Source organism: Microbispora sitophila, from assembly GCF_014892245.1.
Classification (GTDB): Bacteria; Actinomycetota; Actinomycetes; order Streptosporangiales; family Streptosporangiaceae; genus Microbispora; species Microbispora siamensis.
Map to the genome: position 1 here is coordinate 70,236 of NZ_JADBGC010000003.1, position 24,396 is coordinate 94,631.

The following is a 24,396-nucleotide window of genomic DNA, read 5'->3' on the forward strand; positions in this document are numbered from 1 at the left end:
GTCAGAGTCCGAGGGCGACGGCGAGGTCCTTCTTCAGGTCCTCCAGGTCCTGCGCGGCACGGGCCCGGGCGGGCGCGACGTCGTCGCCCTCGACCGGCACCACGACCTCCAGGTAGCACTTGAGCTTGGGCTCGGTGCCGCTGGGCCGCACGACGACCCGGGCGTCGCCGGACAGGCGGTAGCGCAGGCCCTCGGTCGGCGGCAGCCCCGCCACCCCCTCGGACAGGTCCTCGGCCGACTCCACCGTCCGGCCCGCCAGCTGCACCGGCGGGTGCGTACGCAGGCGCTCGATGGCCTTGGCGATCAGCGACAGGTCCTCGACCCGGACGGAGAGCTGGGTGGTCGCGTGCAGGCCGTAGCGGCGGGCTTGGTCGTCCAGCAGGTCGAGCAGCGACCTGCCGTCCCGCTTGGCCGCGGCGGCCATCCCGGCCACGGTGAGGGCGGCCCCCACGCCGTCCTTGTCGTGGACCGGCAGGCCGGCGTCCGACCCCACGCTGTAGCCCAGCGCCTCCTCGTAGCCGAAGACCAGTCCCGGGCCCGACTTCATGATCCACTTGAAGCCGGTGAGGGTCTCGGCGTGCCGCACGCCGTGGTCGGCGGCGATCTTGGCGAGCAGCGACGACGACACGATCGAGGTGGCGACCAGCCGGTCGCCGCCCGAGGTGTGCCGCAGCACGTGCTCGGCCAGCAGGCCGCCCACCTCGTCGCCGGTCAGCATGCGATAGCCCCCGCCCGGCAGCGGGGTGCCCACCGCGCACCGGTCCGCGTCCGGGTCGTTGGCGATCACCAGGTCGGCGCGGGTCGCGGCGGCGAGTTCGAGGGCGAGGTCCATGGCGCCCGGTTCCTCCGGGTTGGGGAACGCCACGGTGGGGAAGTCCGGGTCGGGCATCGCCTGCCGGCTCACCATGACCGGCACCTCGAAGCCCGCCACGCGGAACGCCTCGGACACGGTCGCGCCGCCGACGCCGTGCAGCGGCGTGTACGCGACCGCGATCTCGCGGGCGTCGCCGATCGGGAGCGCGGCCAGGGCCCGCAGGTACGGCACGAGGATGTCGTCGTGGTCGAGGGTCTGCCAGTCCTCACCCAGCGGCAGCGCGTCCACCCGGCCGACCGCGTCGATGGCGGCGGAGATCTCCTGGTCGATCGGCGGCACGATCTGCGCGCCGTCGCCCCAGTAGACCTTGTAGCCGTTGTCCTGGGGAGGGTTGTGCGAGGCGGTGACCATGACGCCCGCGTCCGCGCCCAGATGGCGCACGGCGAACGCCAGGACGGGGGTGGGCCACCTGGCGGCCATGACCGAGGCGCGCAGACCTGCCCCGGTCAGCACCCGCGCCGTGTCGGCGGCGAACACGTCGGACTTGTGCCGCGCGTCGTAACCGATCACCACGTGGCGTCCCGGCCCGAGGACGCGGGCCAGCCCGGCGGCCGCCCGCATCACCGTGACCCGGTTCATCCGGTTGGGCCCGGCTCCCAGCGCGCCGCGCAGGCCCGCCGTGCCGAACTCCAGCTTCGCGCCGAAGCGGTCCTCCAGGGCGGCCGGATCACTGCGCTTCAGGAGCGCGTCGAGCTCCGCCCGCGTCTCGGGGTCGGGGTCCTGGTCGCGCCACTCTTCGGCCAGCCGTACGAAGTCGGTCATGGTGCTCCCTACAGCTTGTCGACGACCTGAGCGAGCAGGACGCCCATGCGGGCGGCCGTGGCCCGGCCGACCTCCAGGACCTCCTCGTGGTTGAGCGGATCGCCCACCAGGCCCGCGCCGGGGTTGGTGACCAGGGAGATCCCGAGCACCTCGGCCCCGGCCTCCCGGGCGGCGACCGCCTCCAGCACGGTGGACATGCCCACCAGGTCGCCGCCGAGCGTGCGCAGCATGCGGATCTCCGCGGGCGTCTCGTACGTCGGGCCGCGGAAGGCGACGTAGACGCCCTCGGACAGCGTGGGGTCCACGGCGCGGGCGAGGTCGCGCAGGCGCTTGGAATACACCTCGGTGAGGTCGATGAACGTCGCGCCCGTGATCGGGTTGTCGCCGGTGAGGTTGATGTGGTCGCTGATCAGGACCGGGTCGCCGACCTTCTGGGTCTCCGGGCGCAGCCCGCCCGCCGCGTTGGTCAGCACCACCGTGCGCACCCCGGCCGCGACGGCCGTGCGCACCCCGTGGACCACCGGCTCCACTCCGCGGCCCTCGTACAGGTGCGTACGGCCGAGGAAGATCAGGGCGTTGAGCCCGGCGGCCGTGCGCACGGCGCGCACCGTGCCCGCGTGACCGGCGACCGCGGGAGGGGAGAACCCCGGCAGTTTCGTCACCGCGAGTTCGGCGACCGTCTCGCCGATCGCGTCCGCGGCCGGGACCCAGCCCGAGCCCATGACGAGGGCGACGTCGAAGGAAGGGATGCCGGTGAGGTTCCTCAGCGTGGTCGCGGCCTCGGCCGCCAGGTCATATGGGGTCACTTTGCTGAGGGTACAGAAGAGCATGAACCCGGCCGATAAGTGCCGGGCCCGTGTCAGTCGCCCAGCTTCTTACAGGGACGGGTGCGCAGCCACGCGACGTAGTCGTCGGGCGCGCCCGCCTTCTCCGCGGCGTCGGCCAGGATGCCGATGTATCGCGCCGACGGCAGCCCGCCCTCGTAGGAGTTCAGCACGTACGACCAGGCGAGCACGTCGCCCTCCAGCGTCGCGACGCGGAGCCGGACCTTGCGGTAGAGGCCGAGGTCGGTGGCCATCCAGCGGTCGAGGGACGCCTCGTCCCACTCCGGCACGTCGTACAAGATGACGAATACCTGCTCGTCGGCGTCCTCGACTATCGTGGCGAGAGCGCCCTCCCAGCTGACGTCCTCGCCGCCGAAGGTGAGCCGCCAGCCCGGGAGCCAGCCCGTTCCTCGCATGGGCGAGTGGGGCGCCCACTCCGCCATCTGCTTGGGGTCCATGTTGCTGCCGTAGGCCGCGTAAACAGGCACGGCACAGAAGCCTAAACCAAGATCCCGAAAGTTGGACGGGTAGCGCGCGCACGGAGGTGTGGCGAAAGAAATCCGCGTAGTTGGCCCGTTACGCGCACCTCGCCGGGAATACGAAGCCAGGATGCGGGACAATGGAGCATGTGACAAGGATCGTGATCATCGGTGGTGGCCCCGGCGGATACGAGGCGGCCCTGGTCGCCGCGCAACTGGGCGCCCAAGTCACCGTCGTGGAGGAGGACGGGCCCGGCGGGGCGTGCGTGCTCACCGACTGCGTGCCGTCCAAGACTCTGATCGCCTCCTCCGTCCGCAAGCAGGCGCTTCTCGACGCGTCGTCCCTGGGGGTCCGCTTCGACGGCGGCCTTGACCACGACGCCGGCGGCGTCGCCGTGGACATGATCGACGTGAACAAGCGCGTCAAGGAACTCGCGCTGGCGCAGTCGAACGACATCGCCGCCCGGCTGGCCGCCGAGGGCGTCGAGGTCATCCGCGCCCGGGGCCGCCTGGTCGACCCCCAGGTGGTGCGCGCGGGGGACCGTACGATCCGGGCCGACGTGGTCATCGTGGCGACCGGCGCCCACCCCCGCGTGCTGCCCGGGGCGGAGCCCGACGGCGAGCGCATCCTCAGCTGGCGGCAGCTGTACGACCTGGAGGAGCTGCCCGAGCACCTGATCGTGGTCGGCTCCGGCGTCACCGGCGCCGAGTTCGCCGGCGCCTACCGGTCGCTCGGGTCGGAGGTCACGCTGGTCTCCTCGCGCGATCGGATGATGCCCAACGAGGACGCCGACGCGGCCGAGGTGCTCGAGGAGGTCTACCGGCGCCGCGGCATGAACGTCATGGGCCGCTCGCGCGCCGCCTCGGTCAAGCGCACCGAGCACGGCGTCGTCGTGACCCTTGAGGACGGCCGCACCGCCGAGGGCAGTCACTGCCTCATGACCGTCGGCATGGTCCCCAACACCTCCGGGCTCGGGCTGGAGGACAACGGCGTGCGGCTCGACCGCAACGGCTTCATCGAGGTCGACAAGGTGTCGAGGACCTCCGCCCCCGGCGTGTACGCCGCGGGCGACTGCACCGGCGTCCTGATGCTCGCCTCGGTCGCCGCCATGCAGGGCAGGATCGCGGTCTGGCACGCGCTCGGCGAGGCCGTGCAGCCGATCCGGCTGGCCACCGTCGCCGCCAACATCTTCACCGACCCGGAGATCGCCGCCGTGGGCGTGTCGCAGCGGCAGATCGAGGCGGGCGAGATCGAGGCGAACGTCGTCAAGCTGCCACTCGCCACCAACGCCCGGGCCAAGATGCAGGGCTTCAACGACGGTTTCGTGAAGCTGTTCTGCCGTCCGAACACCGGCATCGTGCTCGGCGGCGTCGTGGTCGCCCCGCGCGCGTCGGAGCTGATCCTGGCCGTGTCGGTGGCCGTGCAGCATCGCCTGACCGTGGACCAGCTCGCCCACACCTTCGCCGTCTACCCGTCGCTGTCGGGCTCGATCACCGAGGCCGCCCGCCGCCTCATGTCCCCGCTGACCGCCGGCATCTGACGGCCGGCCCTCAGTCGGCGCACGCCGAGGCGACCGGCACGCGGGCGGCGGTGCCGGCGCGTGGGCTCAGCGCGCGCGCCGGCCGGATCATCGCCGCGACCATGCACGTCACCAGGGCGAACGCGAACGGGAAGGCGAACGTGCCGGCCAGCCAGCCGATGACGGAAGGCGCCACCAGCCCCGACATCCAGGTGATCGTCGCGACCCCCGCGACGCCCTCGGCGGGCGTACGGGCGGCCTGGCCCGCCGCCGCGAACACCAGCGGCACGACGACGGCGACACCGGCGCCGAACAACGCGAACCCGGCGATCACCGGCGCGGGAGTGCGGAACGCGACCACTATCACGCCGCCGAGCACGGCCGTGACGGCCCCGGCCCGCACCGTAGCGACCGGTCCGGCCCTGCGTACGACGAAGTCCCCGCCGAGCCGCATCGCGACCATGCAGGCGGTGAACACCGTGAAGCCCGCCGCGGCGACGCCCGGGCCCGCCCCGGTCACGTCCTTGAGGTAGATCGCCGCCCACTGGCCGCTGGCCCGCTCCGCGAAGGTGGCGAAGAAGCCGATCAGGCCGATCAGCAGGACGGCCCTCGGCGGCACCGTGAAGCGGGACGGCGGCTTCTCGTCCGGCGCGGGCGTGTCGTCCAGGAGCGCACGGCTTCCCACGGCGCCGGCGGCGATCAGCGCCGCCGCCATGAGGGTGAGATGCGCACGGGCGTCCAGGCCCGCCTGCGCCGCCACGGCCCCGAGACCCGCGCCACACAGGTTGCCGACGCTCCACATGCCGTGCAGGCCGGACATGACCGAGCGGCCCAGGCGCCGTTCCACGAGCACGCCCTGGGCGTTCATCGCCAGGTCGCACATCCCGGCCGCGGCGCCGTACAGGAGGAACGCGGGCACCAGCCACAGCGGGCCGGGCGCGAGCACGGGCAGGGCCAGCGCCGCGCACCACAGGGCCAGCAGGGTCCGGGTCGTCGCCTTGGCCCCGAAGCGGTAGGCCAGCCGCGCCGTCATCGGCATCGCGAGAAACGAGCCGATCGGCGGGCAGAGCAGGACGAGCCCGAGAGCGGCCGTGCCGAGGCCGAAGTGGTCCTGGAACCAGGGCATCCGGGTGGCGAGGGTGCCCGCCACCGCGCCGTGCACGGCGAAGACGAGGGCGGTGGCCCGTTGATGTCTGTCTCGCATGGGGATAAATTAACAGGCAGGGTTCCTGATAAAAAGTGGGTTTTCATGAAGACCGCGACACCCCAGCTCGCGCGGGCCATCAACGACCGGCTCGCGCTCGACCTGCTCCTGGAGCGGGGCCCGCTGACCGCGCCCCAGTTGCGCGCGCTCACCGGCCTGTCCCGCCCGACCGTGTCGGACCTGATCGAACGCCTCCAGGTGAACGGCCTGATCGGGATCACGGGGGAGAGCGGAGGCGACCGGCGCGGCCCCAACGCCCGGCTCTACGGCATCGTCGCCGACCGGGCGTTCGTGGGCGGGGTGGACGTGCGGCGTGACGTGGTCAATGTGACGGTCGCCGACATCACCGGCGCCACCGTGGGCGAGGCGACGCGGCCTATCGGGGAGAACCTTCCCGCGCTGGTCGCGGAGGCGCTCACCGAGGCGGCCGGCTCACGTCCCCTGCACGCCGTCGTGATCGGCGCGCCCGGGATGGTCGACCCGCAGACCGGAGACCTCGCGGCCGGGAACGTGGAGCCTGCCTGGCGGCCCGGGCTGCTCCCGGCCCTGCGCACCCTGGTCGACGCGCCGGTCATCGTGGAGAACGAGGTCAATCTGGCCGCCGTCGCCGAGCAGGCCACCGGGGCGGCCGCCGGGCGGGACGACTTCGTCCTGCTCTGGCTGGACGACGGCGTCGGCGCGGCCGTCGTGCTGGACGGCAGACTCCGCCGGGGCGCCTCCGGCGGCGCCGGCGAGATCGGCTTCCTCGGCCGGCTCGACATCAAGGTGTGCGACCTGCTGGGCGCGCAGGCCGTACGCGGGCTGGACCTCCCGGCCCTGGCGGAGAGGGTCGCGACGGCGGCCTTCACGCTCGTCGCCGTGCTCGACCCCGGCCTCGTCGTCCTTGGCGGGGCCACCAGCCTGGCGGGCGGCGACCCGCTGGCGGCCCTGGTCGCCGAGCGCCTGGCGGAGGTCTCGCCCGTCCCCGTACACGTACGCGTGAGCGGCATCCCGGACAACCCCGTCCTGAGGGGCGCGGTCTCCACCGCGCTCTCGATCGCCCGTGACGCCGTCTTCGGGCAGGGCCGCCGCTGAACTCGCCGAGGTCAGTGGTGGCCGCCCGTGGCGGACAGCCGTGACCTGACCTCCTGCAGGGCCTGCCGTCCCCGCGCGACCGCCGTGGCCGCCGCCCGCAGGTCGTACGGCGTCTGGGCGACGTTCAGCGCCTGCTTGGCGGCCTCGTACGCGTCGAGTGCCGCGCGCCACTCGAACGCCGGGCCACTGACTTGGTTGATCTTCATCTCGAAGTCGAGGGTGTCGATCTCCTCGCCGAAGCGGGTCACGTCCTCCTCGGCCGCGTGCCTGGCCACCGCCATCTCGGCCACGAACCGCTCCTTGCGCCGGTGCGCGACGCCCCAGAGGATCAGCGTCAGGCTCAGGCCGAGCCCGGACACGATGACGAGGATGAGCGCGGGCGACGGGCCCTTCGGGCGTACGGCGTTCGCGGGCACGTCCTGATCCCAGTTGGTCGTCCTGTCCGCGGCCGGTTCGTCTCCGGCGGCGGCGCCGGGCGCGACGGCGTCGTCGGGGAGGTTGACCGGCGTGCCCCGCGCCCCGGTGAGGTCCACGTCGTCGGCCTGGATGAAAGAGGCCTTGTCGACGTTCGCCCCGTGGAAGTCCGCGCCGTCGAGTTCGGCCTGGGTGAACTCCACCTCGGACAGATCGGCGTCCTTCAGTACGGCGTGCTCCAGGTGGGCCTGGCCGAGCTTGGCCTCGCCGAGCTTGGCCCGGGTGAAGTCGGCCTTACGGCCCTTGATCTGCCCGAGCGTGGCGTCCTTCAGGTCGGCGTCCGCGAGTTTCGCATCGGTGAGGTCGGCCTGGCTGAGCACGGCCCGGGTGAGGACCGCGCCGGTCAGGTCGGAATGCGGGAACTCGGCCTGCACGGCCTCCGCGTCGACGAGAATCGCCCCGCGCAGGTTCGCCCGCTTGGCCCGCATCTGGCCCATGTCGGCATCGGTGAGGTCGGCACCGCGCAGGTCGGCGTAGTCGAGATGCGCCTGGCCGAGGTCTGCCTCCTTCAGCGAGGCCTTGCGCAGGACGGCCCCGGTGAGGTCCTTGCCCGTGAGGTCCACCCCGTCGAGCTTCGCGCCGGTGAGGTCGGCGCACCGCAGGACCGGAGGCAGGGCGGCGCTGGTGAGGTCCTTGCCACGCAGCTTGACGCCGCTGCCCGGTTTGCAGGGCGCGGCGGCCGCGTGAGCGGCGACCGCGGGAAGCGTCAGGAACGCGAGCGACAGGAACAAGGCGGCGACGGAGAGGGGGGTGAAGCGACGCACGGGGGGCCTCCTGAGGGGAACGCTCCGAGTTTCCCACGCGATCTTTAATCGCACTTGCAATCCGCTGACCGGCCCCCGGAGCCGGCACTTCCGGGCTGGCGAACGGGGCCGCGAGCGTGGTCGCGGCTCCCGGACATGACGGAGGGGCGGACCGTGGGGTCCGCCCCTCGTCGATGCCGTGCCGGAAGCGTTCAGGCGTTACCAGTCGCCGCCGCCGAAGTCCCCTCCGCCGAAGTCGCCGCCGCCCCAGTCGCCGCCACCGCCGCCGAAGTCTCCTCCGCCGCCCCAGTCGCCGCCGCCGGCCTCCACGCCCGCGGCATAGCCGGAGTCGTAGCCGGCGCCGTATCCGCCGTGGCCCCAGCCGCCGAACGCGTTGCCGAGCATGGTGCCGACGAGCATGCCGGTCAGCAGGTCGCCGCCGCCGAAGCCGCCGTAGTAGCCGTACGCGTAGGGCTGGTAGGCGGGACCGGCGTCCCAGTAGGGCCTGCGGTGGCCGTCGACCATGACCTCGCGCATCTGCGGGTCGAAGCCGCGCTCCACCGCCTCGGCGTCCGCCGCGCAGGCCGGGACGTCGCGCACCGCGCCGCCGGGGGGCGCCCAGCGGACGTTGCGGACCGACGGGCCGTGCTGCGGGTTGAAGAAGCACGGGGGCAGCCGCTCGGGCAGCGGCTGGTTGTTCACGCGTGCCTTGACGCAGGCCAGCGCGTAGCGGCCGTCCTCCAGCGTGGAGGTCACCGTGCGCAGATCCTCGGGCCGCTTGATCCCGTCCAGTTCGGCCTTGGCCCGCTCGTAGGAGTCGAGCGCGCGCTGCCAGTCGCCCGCCGTCTCGGCCTGCGGGAGCATCTTGACGTCCACGTCGAGCGCGGTGATCTCCTCACCGAACTTCGTGACATCCTCCTCGACCGTCTGCTTGACGGCGGCGAGCTCGGCGGCCTCGCGCTCCTCGCGCTTGCGCTTGTTACGGCGTCCGATGATCCACAAACCGGCACCTCCCACAACCGCGATGCCCAGAATGCCGACGAGCACACCCGAACCGCCACCGCCGCCGACCGTGCTGCCCTTGGCGCGGGCGCCCTTGACGTCGCCCTCGCGCACCAGGTTCACCCGGTTGATGAAGTCCTTCATGCCGGTGACCACGTCGCTGTTGGAGTTGGTGGACAGCCGGGCCAGCACGCCCGGCGCGTTCCTGGGCAGCTCGGTCGACCCGGCGAACAGGCTCGTGCCGTCGAGAAGCGCCACGGTCGCGCTCGACTTGCCGGCCTTGTCGAGCTCGGACAGCAGCTGCGGGATGTAGGTGCTCACCTGGCTCGTGCTCACGGTGCCGTCGGGCATCGCGACCACGTAGATCTTGGACTTCGAGTCCTTCAGCGCCTCGCGAATCTCGCTCTGCTGACTGGACGAGAGGGGCGCTCCGCTCATCACGAACAGCGGGTCTTTGGCGTTCTTCCAGGACGACAGGACCGTGGTGGGGTCCGGGGGAGCCGCCGCCATTGCGGACGGCGCGAGCGCGAGCAGGGTGATGAGCCCGGCGAGCAGCGCCGCCAGGGCGGCCCCCACCCGGCCGAGCGGTGTCTTCATGGTCACGGCTTCAAGCCTCCTTCGCCCTACTGGACGAACGGCAGGGCGCGATGGTTCCTCCACAAAAACCTATCGTTCCGCACCCGGAACCCGGCATGCGTCCTCCTGCCGGTGAATCACCGTGGCGCCGGTCGCCGAACCGTCCGCCGTGATCTCGCATCGAACCCCTCAACGATCGACAAAGTGAGGTGACAGTTGCGTGTTTACTTGGGCATCGCGGCCAAGCGGGCCGGTGCGCCGTTGCCTCCCGTGGGGTTCGCCGCGGCCCGGGCCTCGATCGACCGCGCCTTCCCCGTGCCCGCCGAGACCGTCACCGCGGAGGAGTGGCGGTCCGTCGCGGGCGACGTGGCGCTGCTGTCGTGGTCGAACGAGCCCGGGAACGGCGTCCTGCCTCTCCTGATCAGGGCGACCGCATCACAGGTGACCGGCGGGTCGTCGGCATCACCGGTCACCTCACCGACCCCGCCGACGCCGCACGCCCGCTGGCCGCCCGCCGCCTGGGAGAGGCCGCCTGCCGCACCGGCGGCTGCTTTTCCGTGTTCCGCGCGGGGGAGGGCGAGCTGACGGCCGCCACCGGCATGACGGCGGCCTGCCCGGTGTTCCACGCCGAGACTCCGGACGTCCACGTCGTCGGCGACCGGGCGCTGCTCGTTCATCTGGTCGGCCGCGCCGTGGTGACGGGCACGGCCCGGCCCGCCGTCGCCTGGAACCTCCCGGCGCTGCAGTCCGTGGTTCGGATGGGCTACTTCCTGTCCGACGAGACGCCGTTCGACGGGGTGCGCGCGCTGCCGCCGGCCACCGAGATCGGCGTCGTGCGGGGGTTGGTTGCGACCGATGAGAGACCGTCACCCGAGGCGCGGCCCCGGCCCGGCTCCGCCCGCGGCATGCGCGCCCAGGCCGACGAGCTCGCCGCGGCGTTGCTGGCCTCCGTGCGACCGCTGGCGGCCGTCACCGAGCCCGTACGGCTGTCGCTCACCGGCGGCAGGGACAGCAGGCTCCTGGCCGCGCTGCTCCATCACGCGGGCATCCCGTTCACCACCGCCACCTCCGGACGCGAGGGAACCGCCGACGTCGTGCTGGCACGGCGCGTCGCCGCGGCCCTCGGCGTGGAGCACCGGACGGTCGAGCCGAAGCGGTCGGCCGACGATGTGGCGGCGGTCCGAGGAGGTGGTCCACCGGTGCATCGCGGCCTTCGCACCCGGGCTGAGGGACGTCCCGATAGAGGGCAGGCCGTGGCGGTTCGCCGCCGAGCCCGCGGGCCGGACGTTGCTGGACCGCGTACGGAGTCGCCTGCGGGACGTCCCGTCGTCGATCGCCGGTGGAGGCGGCCCCACCCCCTGGAACTGGCGCGTCGACGTTCCGGAGGCCCTGGCCGCCGAGCTCCGGGCCGGCGTCCTCGCGTGGGACGGGACGGCCGTCACGGGCGAACTGGCGCGGATCGTGGACGAGGCGGCGGTGGCCGGTCTGTTCTCCGCTCTGCCCGCCGAAGCCGTGTCCGCGATACCCGTCGGGCGGCCGAAGGCGCGGCGGCCTCACGTGGCGCGGCGGCCTCACGTGGCGTGGCACCTCTACACGGTGGCCGCGATGCTGGCCGACGGCTTCTCCGGCTCCGCGCCGCCGGAGGACGCGCCGCTGCGGATCGCCGATCCGGTCAACGACCGCAGGGGCGAGGCAGGCACCCGCGCGCCTTCGGGGACACGGGCGTGACCCGGCCCCCACGGCCGCCGCGCAGCGTCAGGCGCCCCGGCTCAGACGTCCTTGATCTCGCACAGGATGGCCCCGGCGGTGACCGTCTGGCCGACGGCGGCCGCGAGGCCGGTGATCGTGCCGCCCTTGTGAGCGGTCAGCGGCTGCTCCATCTTCATCGCCTCGAGGACGACGACCGTGTCGCCGGGCTCGACGGTGTCGCCGTCGGCGACGACGACCTTCACGATCGTGCCCTGCATCGGGCTCACGAGGGAGTCACCGCTCGCCGCGGCCTTCTTGGCGCCGCTCCCGCCGGACCGCCGGGGCGCCGCCTTCCTGGCCGGGGCGGAGCCGCCGGCCGCGCCCGAACCCGACGAGCTCAGCCCCGCGGGCAGGACGACCTCCAGGCGCTTGCCGCCGACCTCGACCGTGATCCGCTCGCGCTCGGCGGGCTCGGCCGCCTCCACGGCCCCCTCGTACGGAGGGATCTCGTTGACGAACTCGGTCTCGATCCACCGGGTGTGCACGGAGAACGGCTCGCCGGTGAAGGCGGGGTCGTCCACCACGGCCCGGTGGAACGGCAGCACGGTCGGCATGCCGCCGATCTCGTACTCCGCCAGGGCCCGGCGCGACCGCTCCAGTGCCTGCTGCCGGGTCGCGCCGGTGACGATCAGCTTGGCCACGAGCGAGTCGAACGCCTGCGGCACGCTCATCCCGGTCTCGTAGCCGCCGTCCAGCCGCACGCCGGGGCCGGACGGGACGCGCATCGAGGTGATCGTCCCCGGCGCGGGCAGGAAGTTGCGGCCCGCGTCCTCGGCGTTGATGCGGAACTCGATGGAGTGGCCGCGCAGCACCGGGTCGTCGTAGCCCAGCGGCTCGCCGTCGGCGATGCGGAACATCTCCCGGACCAGGTCGATGCCGGCGACCTCCTCGCTGACCGGGTGCTCGACCTGCAGCCGGGTGTTGACCTCGAGGAAGGAGATCGTGCCGTCCTGGCCGACGAGGAACTCACACGTGCCCGCGCCGACGTAGCCCGCCTCGCGCAGGATCGCCTTGGAGGAGGAGTAGAGCAGTTCGAGCTGCTCGTCGGTCAGGAACGGCGCGGGAGCCTCCTCGACCAGCTTCTGGTGGCGGCGCTGGAGTGAGCAGTCGCGGGTGGACACGACCACGACGTTGCCGTGGGCGTCGGCCAGGCACTGGGTCTCGACGTGGCGCGGCCGGTCGAGGTAGCGCTCGACGAAGCACTCCCCGCGCCCGAAGGCGGTGACGGCCTCGCGCACGGCGGACTCGTACAGGTCGGGGATCTCCTCCAGGGTGCGGGCCACCTTGAGCCCGCGCCCGCCGCCGCCGAACGCCGCCTTGATCGCGATCGGCAGTCCGTGCTGCTGCGCGAACGCGACGACCTCGTCCACACCGGAGACGGGGTCGGGGGTTCCGGCCACGAGCGGGGCGCCGACGCGCTGCGCGATGTGCCGCGCCTGGACCTTGTCGCCCAGCGCGGTGATCGCCGAGGGCGGCGGGCCGATCCAGATCAGGCCGGCGTCGAGCACGGCCTGGGCGAAGCCGGCGTTCTCGGCGAGGAAGCCGTAGCCGGGGTGGACGGCGTCCGCGCCCGTCTTCCTCGCCACCGACAGGATCTTTTCGATGTCGAGGTAGGTCTCGGCCGGGCTCTGCCCGCCGAGCGCGTGCGCCTCGTCGGCCACCCGCACGTGCAGCGCGTCCAGGTCCTGGTCCGCGTAGACCGCGACACTGGACATCCCGGCGTCTCTGCAGGCCCGGGCGATCCGTACGGCGATCTCACCGCGATTGGCGATCAGGACCTTGTGCACCGCGTCCATCCTTCCCTCGGGCCCCTGGGTGACGAGCCTTCGTGGATTTTATGCACCTGTCGACGCTGGACGGAGTCCGCCCCCTTACTGAGTGGGACTGCTGTCGCGCCTCGTTCCCGCCGCCCCCGATCCCCATCACCGGTATGCCGGTTTTGAACCGGCATCACCGGCCGAGCTCGACCGGTTAGGCTGATCACTCATGCGGGGACCCGGCCTTCTGGCGACCGTGCTGGCTCTGCTTCTCATGGCACCACCGGCGCCGCCCGCACAGGCGCGCGCCGCGCCGGTGCGATGCACGCCGCGCAAGGGCAGCATGCAGGTGGCCGAGCCGTGGGCGCAGCGCAGGCTCGATCCGAAGCGAGTGTGGCCGCTCACCACGGGCGAGGGGGTCACCGTCGCGATCATCGACAGCGGGGTGGACCTGACGCATCCGCAGCTCCGCGTGGCCAAGGAAGTCGACTACACCGGCACGGGACACCGCGACTGCGTCGGCCACGGCACCGCCGTCGCCGGGATCGTCGCGGCCCAGTACGTGAAGGGCGTCCCCTTCGTCGGCGTCGCGCCGGGCGTGCGGCTGATCTCGCTCAAGCAGACGAACGAGGAGAACGGAGACCCGGACACGCTTGCCAGGGCCATCGTGGACGCGGCCGACTCCGGCGCCGACGTGATCAACGTGTCGATCGACGCTCACGACGATCCGAAGCTCAGGCAGGCCGTGGCGTACGCGCTGGGCAAGGACGCGGTGATCGTGGCCGCGGCCGGCAACAGGACCGCGGAGGACGGCACGCCGGAGGCCTCCTATCCCGCCGCCTACCCGGGTGTGCTGGCGGTGGGTTCCGCCACGCCCGACGGCAGGCGCGCCGACTTCTCCAACACGGCGACACCCGTCGGGGTGCTCGGGCCGGGCCAGGCCATCACCTCCACCTGGCCCGGAAAGGCGTACATGAGCGGGCTGGAGGGCACCAGCTTCGCCGCGCCGTACGTCGCGGGGGTGGCGGCGCTGGTGCGTGCCCGTCACCCGGAGCTGAACCAGGAGCGGGTGCGGTGGCGCATCACCGCCACGGCGGACGGCGGCGTGGGGACGGGCACGGGGGCGGGGATGGTCAACCCGCTGCTCGCCGTCACCGCGATCCTGCCGCTTGAGGCCGTCGACGCACCCGTCATCGCGCCGCCGGCGCCGGCCCCGCTGCCGCAGAACGCGGTGAGCAGGGCGGCTCCGGTGGACCAGGAGGCGATCGACCTGGCGCTCACGATCGCGGCGGCGGCGCTGTGCGCGGTGGGTCTGATCGTGGCTGTGCGGGTGTTCGCGCCGATGGGCAGGCGCAGAAGGTGGCGCCCCGGCCGCGAGGGTTGACATGTCTGCTTTGAGTAATTGACGGTTAAATGTTTTGGCCTGCCGTAAACCGCTGCTTTGTGCCGCGTCCTCTTGGTTGAATGATCCTGATCAGGTCACTTCCAGAAAGGACTGAGATGCACCCTTTACGGCCGGGTGATCCCGAGCAGATAGGCGAGTACGCCATCCTGGGACGGCTGGACGAGGGGCCCCGCGGCGACGTCTATGTCGGCAAGGAGACCGGCGACGACGCCCCTGTGCGGGTGATCAAGCTCTTGGCCGCCGAGCCGGGTTCGGGGCAGGCCGTCCTCGACCGGCTCACTGTGGCCACGCGTGTGTCCAGCTCATATGTGGCCCGCACGATCACGGCGGGCCTGCTCGGTGATCGGCCCTACGTCGTCAGGGAACACGTCGAGGGGCGCAGTCTGGCCGCCGCCGTCGCGGCCGGGGGCCCACTCTCCGGGGAGGCGCTCGAACGGGTCGCGGTGGGCGTGCTCACCGCGCTGACCGCCGTGCACCTCGCCGACCTCGCGCACGGCGCGCTCACCCCGCACAACGTCATCGTCGCCGACGACGGCGTCAAGCTGACCGACGTCGCCGTCGGACCGCCCGTGGGCGAGCCGGCGTACCTGGCTCCCGAGCAGATCAGGGGCGAGCGGTACGACGCGTACGCGGACATGTTCGCCTGGGCCGCCACGGTGGTCTTCGCCGCGACCGGGCGTTCGCCGTTCCCGCAGGAGCCGCAGGCGGTGCTGAACGCGCAGCCCGACCTCGGCGGCCTGGAGGAGCGACTGCGCCAGGTCGTGCTGCCCGCGCTGGCCAAGGAGCCGGGGCAGCGGCCCACCGCCTACGCCGCCATGCTGCAACTGCTCGGCGGCGGTGCCGCCGGGGCGCAGCCGGCGGCGGGCCCCGGCGCGACGGCGGTGCTGCCCGCGCAGCCGCCGCAGCCGCCGGTCGGGGGAGTCCCCGTTCCGCCGGTCCCGCAGCAGACGTGGGGTCCGCCGCCCGTCCCCCAGCAGCCCCAGCAGGTGCCCGCCGTCGCCTGGCAGCCACCCGCCATGCCGCAGGAGCAGCCCCAGCAGCAGACGTGGGGTCCGCCGACCACCCAGGGCCAGGTCGAGACGGCCAGGCGCAAGCCGTTCCCCGTCGGCCTCGCGGCCGCGGTCGGCGCCGTGGTCCTGCTCTCCGGAGTGGGGCTGTGGGGCGCCGGCCACTACGCCGAGGTCCAGCTGTCGCCGGCCGCCGCGGAGCGCGCCGCGGGCCAGCACGGTTCCGGTGGGCGCGTGATCGCGGACGGCGGAAACGCGGGTGGCGGGACCACGGGAGGCGCGACCGGAGGCGGCGGGCAGGCCCCGACGGCGGCGCCGCAGGTGACGGTGCCGTGGGCACTGTCGTCCGACGACCCGGACTCGCCGGTGCAGCCGCTGGTGCTGCCGAGCGAGTGGCCGACCGACGCTCCGGTGACGCCGGAGCTCACCTCGGTCCCGACCCCCGGCCCGATCGTGCCGCTGCCGACCCAGCCGGTGGTCCCGCCGCCGGCGCAGCCCACCGGCCGTACGCAGCCGACGGCGCATGTGACGACCACCGCCACGGTCACCGCGACACCCAGCCCGGTGCCGACGGAGCCGACTCCCGAGCCTCCGCCCACGCAGTCGCCGAGCCCGGCGGCCACGGAGACGCAGGAGGCGGTGCCGAGTCCGGAGCCCACCGTGCCCGCGCGGCCGAGCCCGTCCGACCCGCCGGCGCCGACCACCCCGGCGCCCAAGCCGACCACCCAGGCGCCGAAACCGAGCACTCCGGCACCGAGGCCGACGACCGCGGCGCCCAAGCCGAGTACCCCGGCACCGAGGCCGACGACCGCGGCGCCCAAGCCGAGTACCCCGGCACCGAGGCCGACGACCGCGGCGCCCAAGCCGAGTACCCCGGCACCGAGGCCGACGACCGCGGCGCCGGCCAGGAACCCCTACAGCGCGGCCCAGGTCTGCGGGTCGGGCTTCTACGTGCAGCACAGCAGCACTCTGGCGGCAGGCACCGTCTACCAGCTGTACAACGCGGGCACGGGGGAGAACTGCGTCGTCACCATCAAGACGGCCGATGTCGGCAAGGCGACGCCCGTCTCCGCGACCCTGGAGGTCCAGGGCGGCGGCAGCAAGACCGACAGCGGTAGCTACGAGTACTACGCCGGCCCGGTGAAGCTACAGGCCAAGGGCAAGTGCGTCAGGTACTCCGGCCGCGTCGGCTCGGCCGGCGCCAGCTCCGACTGGGGCAACTGCGGCTGACCGATCCACACGAAGGCCGGGCGGGCACCCGCCCGGCCTTTCGTCTGCGCGGGCCCTGTGGGCTGCGCCTCAAGAGGCGGTTGCGGCAGGGTGAGGCGCGTCACGCGGGATCGGCGTCGTTCACCACTCGCCGGCCATCTCCCCGCCGGTCGTGAGGGGAGATCGCATCGCCGCCGGGGCCGGGGAGGGTCCAGCTCGCGAGAAGGTCCAAGGCGCGTTTCGAGGGTGAGCCGGCTTCGGCGGTGTAGACGAAGAGCGTCGTATCGGGGTCTCCGGGCAGGGAGAGCGTCTCGTACTCGACGGTCAGTTCACCGACGAGAGGGTGACGCAGACGCTTGGAGCCGTGGGTGCGCTGGTGGACGCGGTGCTGGTCCCACCAGTGGGCGAACTCGCGGCTGTGCTCGCGCAGGTCGGCGATGAGGGCGGTGGTGGCCTGGTCGTCCGGGTCGCGGCCGGCGTCGAGCCGCAGGCTCTCGACCGCGGCCCGTGCCTGGACCTCCCAGTCGACGAACAGCGATCGGGCGTCGTCGTCGAGGAACATCCACCGTGCGTAGTTGCGGTGCCGGGGCGGCAGCCGTTCGAAGTCGGTGAACAGCGCTTTCGCCATCTGGTTGGCGGCGAGCACGTCGGTGCGGCGGCCGAGGACGAGAGCGGGCTCGCCGTCGAGGGCGTCGATGAGCTGGTAAAGGCCGGGGCGCACGCGCTGGACACCGCGGGCTCGTGGCCGTACGGGCGCCGCGGTGATTCCGATGAGGTCGTGCAGATGCGCGCGTCCCGCGTCGTCGAGCCCGAGGGCACGGCCGATGGCCTCGACGACGGCCGGTGACGGGATGATGCGCCGGCCCTGTTCGAGGCGGGCGTAGTAGTCGGTCGAGACTCCGGCCAGGAGGGCGACCTCCTCGCGGCGCAGGCCCGGGACCCGCCGTACGCGGCCGTCCGGGGGCAGGCCGGCCCGTGACGGATCGACCTGGCTCCGGGCCCGTCTCAGGAAATCAGCGAGTTCGCGGTTGGTCTCGGCCATGGGATCCAGTTTCTCTCTCGCCGTCCGGTCCTGACTGGCCCTGTGCGTCCTAGGTTCCCCGGTGCTCGGTCGCGGAGTGCTCGGTCGCGGAGTGCTCGGTCGCGCAGGGCGCGATATGGGCCTCGACAGCGGGTCGTGCTGAACCAGGCTGGTGCCGTGCCGGTCGCGGGGGCTCCCCGGCCGGCGCTACGGCGACATCGACAAGCAGAGCATTCGACAAGCAGAGCATTCGACAAGCAGAGCATTCGACAAGCAGAGGATGACCATGAGCTTCCCGACAGATCGACCGGCCGTCTGGTTCGTGACCGGCACCTCCCGCGGCCTGGGCCTCGAACTGGTCAAGCAGCTGCTGGAGCGCGGTGACCGCGTGGCCGCGACGACGCGGTCGTCCGAGCGGCTGCTCGCCGCGCTCGGCGGCGACGGGATCGACCCGTCGCGCCTTCTCCCGCTCACCGTCGACCTGCGCGACGAGGCGGCGGTCAGGCGGGCCGTCCGGGAGACCACCGAGCGATTGGGAGGCCTGGACGTCGTCGTCAACAACGCGGGCTACGGGTTCCTGGCCGCGGTGGAGGAGACCGGCGACCGCGAGGTCCGCGACATGCTCGACGTCCAGGTCGTGGGCGTGTGGAACGTGCTGCGCGCCGCCCTGCCCGTGCTCCGCGAGCGACGCGGCGGCCACATCGTCAACGTGTCCTCGATCCTGGGCCTGACCGCCGTCCCGGGCTGGGCTCTCTACTGCGCGGGCAAGTTCGCGCTGGAAGGGCTGAGCGAGGCCCTCGCCGCCGAGGTGGCGGACTTCGGCATCAGGGTCACCATCGTCGAGCCCGGCTACTTCCGGACGGAGTTCCTCACGGAGGACTCGCTCGCCCTGCCCGCCGAGACGACCGCGCACTACCCGGCCGTCCGCGCGATGACCCGCGACCACCTCAACCTCCAGGGCGGCCAGCTCGGCGACCCGGTCAGGGGCGCCGGCGCGATCATCGGCCGGGTCCTGGCAGGGGAGGGCCCGTTGCGGCTGCTGCTCGGCTCGGACGCCCACTCCTACGCCACGGCCAAGGTCGAGGCCCTGCGGGCGAACGTCGAGGCCGCCGCGCTCACCGCGCCCGCCACCGACTTCCCCGCCGCCTGAACGATCAGTACCCCCGGTAGCCGGTGCCGGTCTTCATGCCCACCACGCCGGGCACGGCCGAGACCGAGCCGTAGCGCTCGATGGCATAGCGGACGCCCGCGATGATGTTGTCCACCGGGTTCCAGATGTCCTTGTGCCCCGGCAGGGACCAGCGGTTGAACGTGGGATCGATGGTCTGCATCAGCCCCTTCGAGGGGGTTCCCGCGGCCGCGTTCGAGTCCCAGTTGTTGATCGCGTGCGGGTTCCCGCCCGACTCGTGCCGGATGATCATCCAGATGTCGTCCCGGTTCATCTTCTCGGCGGGGTAGCCCTGCGCTCTGAGGATCGCGATGGCCTGTTCGATCCACTCCTTGACCTGGCCCGTGGGCGCGGGCCCGCCGCCGGCCGGCGGCGGGCCGCTGGGGCCGTAGCCGCCGAAGCCGCCGCCCCCGGCCATGCCGCCCGAGCCGCTCACGCCGCTCAGGCTCGTCCGGCCGTACGAGGCGTACGTCGGGTGCGCCGTGTCTCCGGGGGGCCCGGTGTAGCCGGGGGTGCGCTGCCAGTCGACGGTGTGCCCGTGCCGGGGCACGAACTCCTGTTTGCCCGGATCCGGGATCTTGGCGAAGGTGAGCGCGCCGTCACGGTAGTCACCGCCCAGATGGGAGCCCAGCGTCTTCGCGGCGTCGCCGACGGCCGTGGTCACCTGCTCCAGGTGCGGCCGGGCGTCCTCGACGCCCCTGGAGACGATGGCCCGCAGCCCGTTTTCCAGCTCCTTGTCCGTGGCATTCCGGTTCCGGCCGCGGTAGGCCGCCGCCTCGGCGACCACGTCGGCGCAGATGCCGTCGATCTTCGACTTGGCGCTCTCCAGCGCGCCGGCGACCTTCTCCAGCGCGCCCGCGCACGCGACCAGAGCGTCGTGGAGGCCGTCCGCAGCCTTGCCGTACCTGTTCATGTACGTGACGAAGGCATCGGCGGAGCGGCCCTGCCACGCGGCGTCCACGGTGCGCACGGCACGGCCCACGCCGCCCGCGTAGTCCTGCGCGTCGCCGGCCGCGCCGCGCCACTTCCCGGCGATGTCGCGGATCTCGCCGGGATCGCCGCTCACCTTCTCCGCCATGGCGGCCAGCTCGGCGCCGCCCGGCAGATCCCCGACGCCACTCATGCCACCCCCTCGCCTGGCGGCTCGGGGTCTCGTCGTGCCGGAGGCGCGCAGGCGACCCAGCCGCGAAACACACTGCGCTTACTGATTCGCTCGCTCCGCTCGCTCATGCCTGCATCGAGGTGGACGTGGCCTTGTGGGCGGTCCGGACGTTGTCCTGCACGGCTTCCAGCGCCCGCTCCACGCCCTTCAGCTTGGTCCTCGCGTCGGCCGCCTCCGCGGTCAGCGCGGCGTAGGCCGTGTCGACGGCCGCCGCCAGCGCAGCCGCGCCGTCCACGTGCCCGAAGACGGCCGCCCGGGTGCCGGGCGTCTCGGGCAGGCCGCCGTGCAGGCTCTCGTACTGGCCCCAGGCCTTGCTCACCGCCGTACGGCAGCTTTCGAGCGCCTGGAAGTGGATGTCGAAACCGGCCACGTACCGCTCCTCTCAGCCTGTCACTCTTCCCCGGGGGGAGGCAGGAACGCGGTCTGGGCGAGCCGCGCGCCGAACCTCCTGTCGACGTGGTAGCCCCGGCCGGGTGGCAGCGGATGCGCCCGGACGTTGCCGAACAGGTAGCCCTCGTCCTTGTTGCCGGACAGGATGACGGCGGGGCTGGCCATGTCCTTCAGCTTCTGGATGACCGGGTCGTACATGGCCCGGCCGGCGCCGCCCATCTGCCGCGACAGGACCAGGTGCAGCCCGATGTCCCGCGCCTGCGGCAACAGGTCCACCAGGGGCAGCAGCGGGTTGGACGAGGTGGCGACCAGGTCGTAGTCGTCGACGACGACGTAGACGTCGGAACCCTGCCACCAGCTCCTGTCCCGCAGTTGCTCGGGCGTGAGGTCCGCCGGAGGCAGCCGCTTGAGCAGCGCCCCGCGCACGTTGTTGATCAGCTCCTGGGCGGCGGTGCTCGACGCGGCGTAGCCGATGCGGTGGGCGGTCGCGGCCGAGTCGAGCAGCGACCTGCGGTAGTCGACGACGATCATCATCGCCTCGTGCGGCTGCCGCCTGGCCACCAGTCCCTCGGCGACGAGCCGCAGCAGGTTCGACTTGCCGCTCTCGGTGTCGCCCAGGACGACGAAGTGCGGGTCGGCGTCGAAGTCGAGCAGCACGGGCGAGAGCGTCGCCTCGTCGATGCCGATGGGGATCTTCGGTCCCGTCTCCTCGGGCGCGGGCAGCGAGGCCGCGGGCAGCACCGGCGGCAGCAGCCGGATCGCCGGCGCGGGCGGGCCCTGCCAGGCCTCCCTGACCGCGTGCACCAGACCGCGGACGCCCGCGGCGAGGTCCTCGGAGCTCTGCACGCCGTCGATCCGGGGCAGCGCCGACAGGAAGTGCAGCCCCTCCTTGGTGAGGCCGCGTCCCGGCACGCCCTCGGGGACCGCCAGCGACGCCTTCCTGTTCACCTCGGACTCGTAGGCGTCGCCGAGCTTGAGCTCGACCCTGGTGCCGAACAGGTCGCGGATGCTCGCCCGGAACTCCGACCACTTGTTGGTGGCCGCCACCACGTGGATGCCGTATCCGAGACCCCGGGCGGCGATGTCGGTGACGACCGGTTCGAGCGACTCGAATTCCTGCCTGAGCGTCAGCCAGCCGTCCACGACCAGGAACACGTCGCCCCAGCCGTCGCCGTCGCGGCCGGACTCGGCCCGCATCCGCCGGTAGGCCGCGACCGACTCGATGCCGTGCTCGGCGAAGTCCGCCTCACGCCGCTCCAGGATCGTGGAGATCTCGGCGACCGTACGGCGGACGCGGTCGGCGTCGAGGCGGCTCGCGACGCCGCCCACGTGCGGCAGCGCCTCCAGCGAGGCCAGGGAGCCGCCGCCGAAGTCCAGGCAGTAGAACTGCACCTCGCGCGGCGTGTGCATCAGGGCCATGCTCGTGATCAGGGTCCGCAGCACCGTGCTCTTGCCGCTCTGCGTGCCGCCCGCGACGCCGACGTGGCCCGCGCCTCCCGACAGGTCCAGCCAGTAGGGGTCGCGGCGCTGCTCGAACGGCCGGTCGACGATGCCGACGACCGCGTGGAGCATCCCCCGGCCGCCCCAGGTCGCCGTGGTCAGACCGTGCTCGGGGGTGACGGACAGCGGCGGCAACAGGTGGGCCAGCGTCGGCGGCTCGGCCAGCGGAGGCAGCCAGATCCGGTGCGCCGGCGGGCCGTGGCCGGTGAGCCGGCCGACCACGACGTCGAGCAGGCTGTGCCGCGGGCCGCCGGCCTCCTCGGCGGGCACCAGCTCCCCGGGCGTCTCGGTCACCTCGACGGGCGCGAAGGCGGTGCCGTACTCCACCACGTCGCGCACCGGCCGCCCGGCCTCGCCGGGCGCGGACCGCGCGGGGTCGGCGTGGTGGGGGCCGGACACGTAGGCGGCCTTGAACCGGGTCATCCCCGTGGTGTCGTACTTCAGGTAGCCGTTGCCCGGCGCGGGCGGCAGCTCGTAGGCGTCGGCGACGCCGAGCACGACCCGGCTCTCCATGGCCGAGAACGTGCGCAGGCCGATCCGGTACGACAGATGGGTGTCGAGGCCGCGCAGCCGGCCCTCCTCCAGGCGCTGGGAGGCCAGCAGGAGGTGCACGCCGAGCGAGCGGCCGAGGCGCCCGATCATCACGAACAGGTCGATGAACTCGGGCTTGGCGGTGAGCAGCTCGCTGAACTCGTCGATCACGACGAACAGGGTCGGCATCGGCGTGAGATCGGCGCCCTGCTCCCTGGCCCGCTCGTAGTCGCGCAGCGAGGCGTAGTTGCCCGCGGCGCGCAGCAGCTCCTGGCGGCGCACCATCTCGCCGTGCAGCGCGTCGTGCATGCGGTCGACGAGCGGCAGCTCGTCCTCCAGGTTGGTGATGACCGCCGACACGTGGGACAGGGACTCCAGGCCGAGGAACGTGGCGCCGCCCTTGAAGTCCACCAGCACGAAGTTCAGGATCTCGGAGGAGTGCGTGATGGCCAGGCCGAGCACCAGCGTGCGCAACAGCTCGCTCTTGCCGGAGCCGGTCGCCCCGATGACCAGGCCGTGCGGCCCCATGCCGCCCTGCGCCGACTCCTTGATGTCGAGCTCGACGACCCGCCCGTCCGCGCCCAGGCCGATCGGCACCCGCAGCCGGTTGCGTCCGGCGCGGGGCTGCCAGATCACGGCGGGGTCGAGACGAACGGGGTCGCCCACGCCGAGCAGGTCGGTGAGCGAGGTGTTGACGCCGAGCACGTCCTGCGCCTCGCCCTGGGCGCCGGCGGAGGCGCGCAGCGGCGCGAGCTGGCGGGCCAGCCCCTCGGCCTCCGGATAACCGAGGCGGTCGGGGTCGCCGAGCCGGTTGCTGGACCGCCGCCCCGCGTGGTCGATCTTGACCATGTGGAAGCCGTCGGGCTGGACGTCCAGCCGGAGCGTGATCGCCTCGGGGGCCGGCCCGGTCACGCCGGACAGGTCGATCACGGTCACGCCCTGGATGGCGTCGGAGCCGAGCTGGCTGTCGTGCGGCACGTGCCCGCCGTCCACGATCACCACGTGGTACGGCAGGGCCTCGGCGGAGGCGCCGGGGCGGAACCTGGCCCGCTCCCTGAGCTCCTCACCGACCAGCGCGTCGAGGTGGGCGAGGTTCTCCGCCATAAGCCTGACCTGGCCCGCGGCGTCGGCCTGCTCGGGGTGCAGGGCGTGCGGCAGCCACTTCACCCACTCCCAGTGGGGCATCCACTCCTTGCTCGCGCAGATCATGATCCGCATGTCGTCGGGGGAGTGGAAGACGACGAGCTGCGCGATCATCGCCCGCACCAGCTCGCGCACCGCGGTGGGATCGCCGGTGAGATGGATGCGGGCGAAGGAGTGCAGGGCGACCGCGACGGGCAGCTCCGACACCGTGGCGTGCGCCCGGACGAACCGGCGCAGCGCGCCCGCCGACAGCGCGTCGAGGTCCTCCACCGGCTTGGTGTCCGGCGGGACGAGCTGGATGGCCAGCTTCTGCACGCCGGTGCCGAGCCGTACGGTCGCGAAGTCGTCGTCGCGCGGCCTGCGCTCCCACAGGCGTGGGCCCATCGCGATCCACCACAGCGAGTCGGGCGGCGGCCCGCTCCACTCCAGCGCCTCCCGCTGCTGCACGGCGGCCCTGCGGACCTTCCTGCGGATCTGCGACAGGTAGCGGAAGTAGTCGCGGCGCAGCCCGTTGAGCCGGTTCCTGCGCTCACCGGCGTTGCGTCCGAGCTGGCCGACGCTCATGCCGACCATGGAGACGGCGAACAGTCCGCTGGCCACGTACATGAGGGGGTTGCCGGTGCCGCCCGCCGTGAACATCAGCGCCATCGCCGCGCCGCCGGCCAGCATCGGCACGTACGTGAGCACGGACATCAGACCCTGCGGCTGGACCTCGGGAATCTCCGGCGGGGATTCCAGGAGGATCTCGCCACGGGGCGGTTTGGGGCCCGGGCGGCGCTCGGGGCGCGAGACCACGACAATGCTCATCTGACTGACTTTTCT

General features: G+C 72.8%; 19 protein-coding genes and 1 pseudogene. 7 read left to right on the forward strand and 13 right to left on the reverse strand.

The window, feature by feature from the left end; translation table 11 throughout:
* Position 1: 1 nt before the first annotated feature.
* The 3 genes from IL992_RS06285 to IL992_RS06295 are packed head-to-tail and all read right to left on the reverse strand — an operon-like array spanning position 2 to position 2,948.
* Complete coding sequence (locus IL992_RS06285) at positions 2 to 1,636, reverse strand: phospho-sugar mutase (RefSeq protein ID WP_193202368.1); 1,635 nt, start codon at positions 1,634 to 1,636, stop codon at positions 2 to 4.
* Between the two features lie 8 nt (positions 1,637 to 1,644).
* The gene (locus tag IL992_RS06290; protein ID WP_404804735.1) at positions 1,645 to 2,442 is read right to left on the reverse strand and encodes a purine-nucleoside phosphorylase; all 798 of its coding nucleotides are present in this window, start codon (positions 2,440 to 2,442) and stop codon (positions 1,645 to 1,647) included.
* 53 nt (positions 2,443 to 2,495) lie between these two features.
* Entirely contained in the window at positions 2,496 to 2,948 is a 453-nt protein-coding gene (locus tag IL992_RS06295) for a gamma-glutamylcyclotransferase (protein WP_193202370.1), read from the reverse strand.
* A gap of 140 nt (positions 2,949 to 3,088) precedes the next feature.
* Between IL992_RS06295 and IL992_RS06300 the strand changes: the two genes are divergently transcribed.
* On the forward strand, positions 3,089 to 4,480 hold the full coding sequence (locus IL992_RS06300; RefSeq protein WP_193202371.1) for an NAD(P)H-quinone dehydrogenase: 1,392 nt from the start codon (positions 3,089 to 3,091) through the stop codon (positions 4,478 to 4,480).
* A 10-nt stretch (positions 4,481 to 4,490) separates the two neighbouring features.
* On the opposite strand, the gene IL992_RS06305 is transcribed toward IL992_RS06300, so the two are convergent.
* Positions 4,491 to 5,663, reverse strand: a complete 1,173-nt coding sequence (locus tag IL992_RS06305) for an MFS transporter (RefSeq protein WP_193202372.1) — start codon at positions 5,661 to 5,663, stop codon at positions 4,491 to 4,493.
* 45 nt (positions 5,664 to 5,708) lie between these two features.
* Here IL992_RS06305 and IL992_RS06310 point away from each other — a divergent pair, with 45 nt between their 5' ends.
* Entirely contained in the window at positions 5,709 to 6,737 is a 1,029-nt protein-coding gene (locus tag IL992_RS06310; RefSeq protein ID WP_193202373.1) for an ROK family transcriptional regulator, read from the forward strand.
* An 11-nt stretch (positions 6,738 to 6,748) separates the two neighbouring features.
* Here IL992_RS06310 and IL992_RS06315 read toward each other — a convergent pair whose 3' ends face one another.
* From IL992_RS06315 to IL992_RS45900, 4 genes are all read right to left on the reverse strand, one after another.
* On the reverse strand, positions 6,749 to 7,975 hold the full coding sequence (locus tag IL992_RS06315) for a pentapeptide repeat-containing protein (protein WP_193202374.1): 1,227 nt from the start codon (positions 7,973 to 7,975) through the stop codon (positions 6,749 to 6,751).
* 198 nt (positions 7,976 to 8,173) lie between these two features.
* Positions 8,174 to 9,553 carry a hypothetical protein gene (locus IL992_RS06320; protein WP_264294926.1) on the reverse strand — a complete coding sequence of 460 codons (1,380 nt, stop codon included), beginning with the start codon at positions 9,551 to 9,553 and terminating at the stop codon, positions 8,174 to 8,176.
* Between the two features lie 203 nt (positions 9,554 to 9,756).
* Positions 9,757 to 10,209, reverse strand: coding sequence for a hypothetical protein (locus tag IL992_RS06325; RefSeq protein ID WP_193202376.1), 453 nt, complete (start codon positions 10,207 to 10,209; stop codon positions 9,757 to 9,759).
* A gap of 86 nt (positions 10,210 to 10,295) precedes the next feature.
* On the reverse strand, positions 10,296 to 10,529 hold the full coding sequence (locus IL992_RS45900; protein ID WP_226872456.1) for a hypothetical protein: 234 nt from the start codon (positions 10,527 to 10,529) through the stop codon (positions 10,296 to 10,298).
* Here IL992_RS45900 and IL992_RS48885 point away from each other — a divergent pair.
* Together IL992_RS48885 and IL992_RS06335 are read left to right on the forward strand one after the other, a co-directional pair.
* Positions 10,483 to 10,620, forward strand: a pseudogene (locus tag IL992_RS48885) (hypothetical protein); the annotation flags it as partial. The gene IL992_RS45900 and the pseudogene IL992_RS48885 overlap by 47 nt on opposite strands.
* Before the next feature lie 100 nt (positions 10,621 to 10,720).
* The gene (locus IL992_RS06335) at positions 10,721 to 11,260 is read left to right on the forward strand and encodes a hypothetical protein (RefSeq protein ID WP_193202377.1); all 540 of its coding nucleotides are present in this window, start codon (positions 10,721 to 10,723) and stop codon (positions 11,258 to 11,260) included.
* Positions 11,261 to 11,301: 41 nt separating this feature from the next.
* On the opposite strand, the gene IL992_RS06340 is transcribed toward IL992_RS06335, so the two are convergent.
* Complete coding sequence (locus IL992_RS06340) at positions 11,302 to 13,068, reverse strand: acetyl/propionyl/methylcrotonyl-CoA carboxylase subunit alpha (RefSeq protein WP_193202378.1); 1,767 nt, start codon at positions 13,066 to 13,068, stop codon at positions 11,302 to 11,304.
* Between the two features lie 199 nt (positions 13,069 to 13,267).
* Between IL992_RS06340 and mycP the strand changes: the two genes are divergently transcribed.
* Both mycP and IL992_RS47530 read left to right on the forward strand, forming a co-directional pair.
* The gene (mycP, locus tag IL992_RS06345) at positions 13,268 to 14,422 is read left to right on the forward strand and encodes a type VII secretion-associated serine protease mycosin (RefSeq protein ID WP_193202379.1); all 1,155 of its coding nucleotides are present in this window, start codon (positions 13,268 to 13,270) and stop codon (positions 14,420 to 14,422) included.
* A gap of 116 nt (positions 14,423 to 14,538) precedes the next feature.
* The gene (locus IL992_RS47530; RefSeq protein ID WP_193202380.1) at positions 14,539 to 16,680 is read left to right on the forward strand and encodes a serine/threonine protein kinase; all 2,142 of its coding nucleotides are present in this window, start codon (positions 14,539 to 14,541) and stop codon (positions 16,678 to 16,680) included.
* Between the two features lie 100 nt (positions 16,681 to 16,780).
* Here IL992_RS47530 and IL992_RS06355 read toward each other — a convergent pair whose 3' ends face one another.
* Complete coding sequence (locus tag IL992_RS06355) at positions 16,781 to 17,701, reverse strand: helix-turn-helix transcriptional regulator (protein WP_193202381.1); 921 nt, start codon at positions 17,699 to 17,701, stop codon at positions 16,781 to 16,783.
* Between the two features lie 265 nt (positions 17,702 to 17,966).
* Here IL992_RS06355 and IL992_RS06360 point away from each other — a divergent pair, with 265 nt between their 5' ends.
* On the forward strand, positions 17,967 to 18,830 hold the full coding sequence (locus tag IL992_RS06360) for an SDR family NAD(P)-dependent oxidoreductase (protein ID WP_193202382.1): 864 nt from the start codon (positions 17,967 to 17,969) through the stop codon (positions 18,828 to 18,830).
* Between the two features lie 4 nt (positions 18,831 to 18,834).
* On the opposite strand, the gene IL992_RS06365 is transcribed toward IL992_RS06360, so the two are convergent.
* The 3 genes from IL992_RS06365 to eccCa all read right to left on the reverse strand — a co-directional run bounded on the left by IL992_RS06365 (position 18,835) and on the right by eccCa (position 24,381).
* Entirely contained in the window at positions 18,835 to 19,971 is a 1,137-nt protein-coding gene (locus IL992_RS06365; RefSeq protein ID WP_193202383.1) for a WXG100 family type VII secretion target, read from the reverse strand.
* 103 nt (positions 19,972 to 20,074) lie between these two features.
* On the reverse strand, positions 20,075 to 20,380 hold the full coding sequence (locus IL992_RS06370; RefSeq protein ID WP_193202384.1) for a hypothetical protein: 306 nt from the start codon (positions 20,378 to 20,380) through the stop codon (positions 20,075 to 20,077).
* Between the two features lie 20 nt (positions 20,381 to 20,400).
* Positions 20,401 to 24,381, reverse strand: a complete 3,981-nt coding sequence (eccCa, locus tag IL992_RS06375; protein WP_193202385.1) for a type VII secretion protein EccCa — start codon at positions 24,379 to 24,381, stop codon at positions 20,401 to 20,403.
* Between the last annotated feature and the right edge of the window lie 15 nt (positions 24,382 to 24,396).

Coding starts and splice junctions, on each gene's coding strand:
- IL992_RS06285 (WP_193202368.1), bottom strand. CDS start 1,636: ATGACCGACTTCGTACGGCTGGCCGAAGAGTGGCGCGACCAGGACCCC.
- IL992_RS06305 (WP_193202372.1), bottom strand. CDS start 5,663: ATGCGAGACAGACATCAACGGGCCACCGCCCTCGTCTTCGCCGTGCAC.
- IL992_RS06310 (WP_193202373.1), top strand. CDS start 5,709: ATGAAGACCGCGACACCCCAGCTCGCGCGGGCCATCAACGACCGGCTC.
- IL992_RS06320 (WP_264294926.1), bottom strand. CDS start 9,553: ATGAAGACACCGCTCGGCCGGGTGGGGGCCGCCCTGGCGGCGCTGCTC.
- IL992_RS06325 (WP_193202376.1), bottom strand. CDS start 10,209: ATGAACGAGCAGCGCCCGGTCGCCGACGACGTGGACGTCCGGAGTCTC.
- mycP (WP_193202379.1), top strand. CDS start 13,268: ATGCGGGGACCCGGCCTTCTGGCGACCGTGCTGGCTCTGCTTCTCATG.
- IL992_RS47530 (WP_193202380.1), top strand. CDS start 14,539: ATGCACCCTTTACGGCCGGGTGATCCCGAGCAGATAGGCGAGTACGCC.
- IL992_RS06355 (WP_193202381.1), bottom strand. CDS start 17,701: ATGGCCGAGACCAACCGCGAACTCGCTGATTTCCTGAGACGGGCCCGG.
- IL992_RS06360 (WP_193202382.1), top strand. CDS start 17,967: ATGAGCTTCCCGACAGATCGACCGGCCGTCTGGTTCGTGACCGGCACC.
- IL992_RS06365 (WP_193202383.1), bottom strand. CDS start 19,971: ATGAGTGGCGTCGGGGATCTGCCGGGCGGCGCCGAGCTGGCCGCCATG.
- eccCa (WP_193202385.1), bottom strand. CDS start 24,381: ATGAGCATTGTCGTGGTCTCGCGCCCCGAGCGCCGCCCGGGCCCCAAA.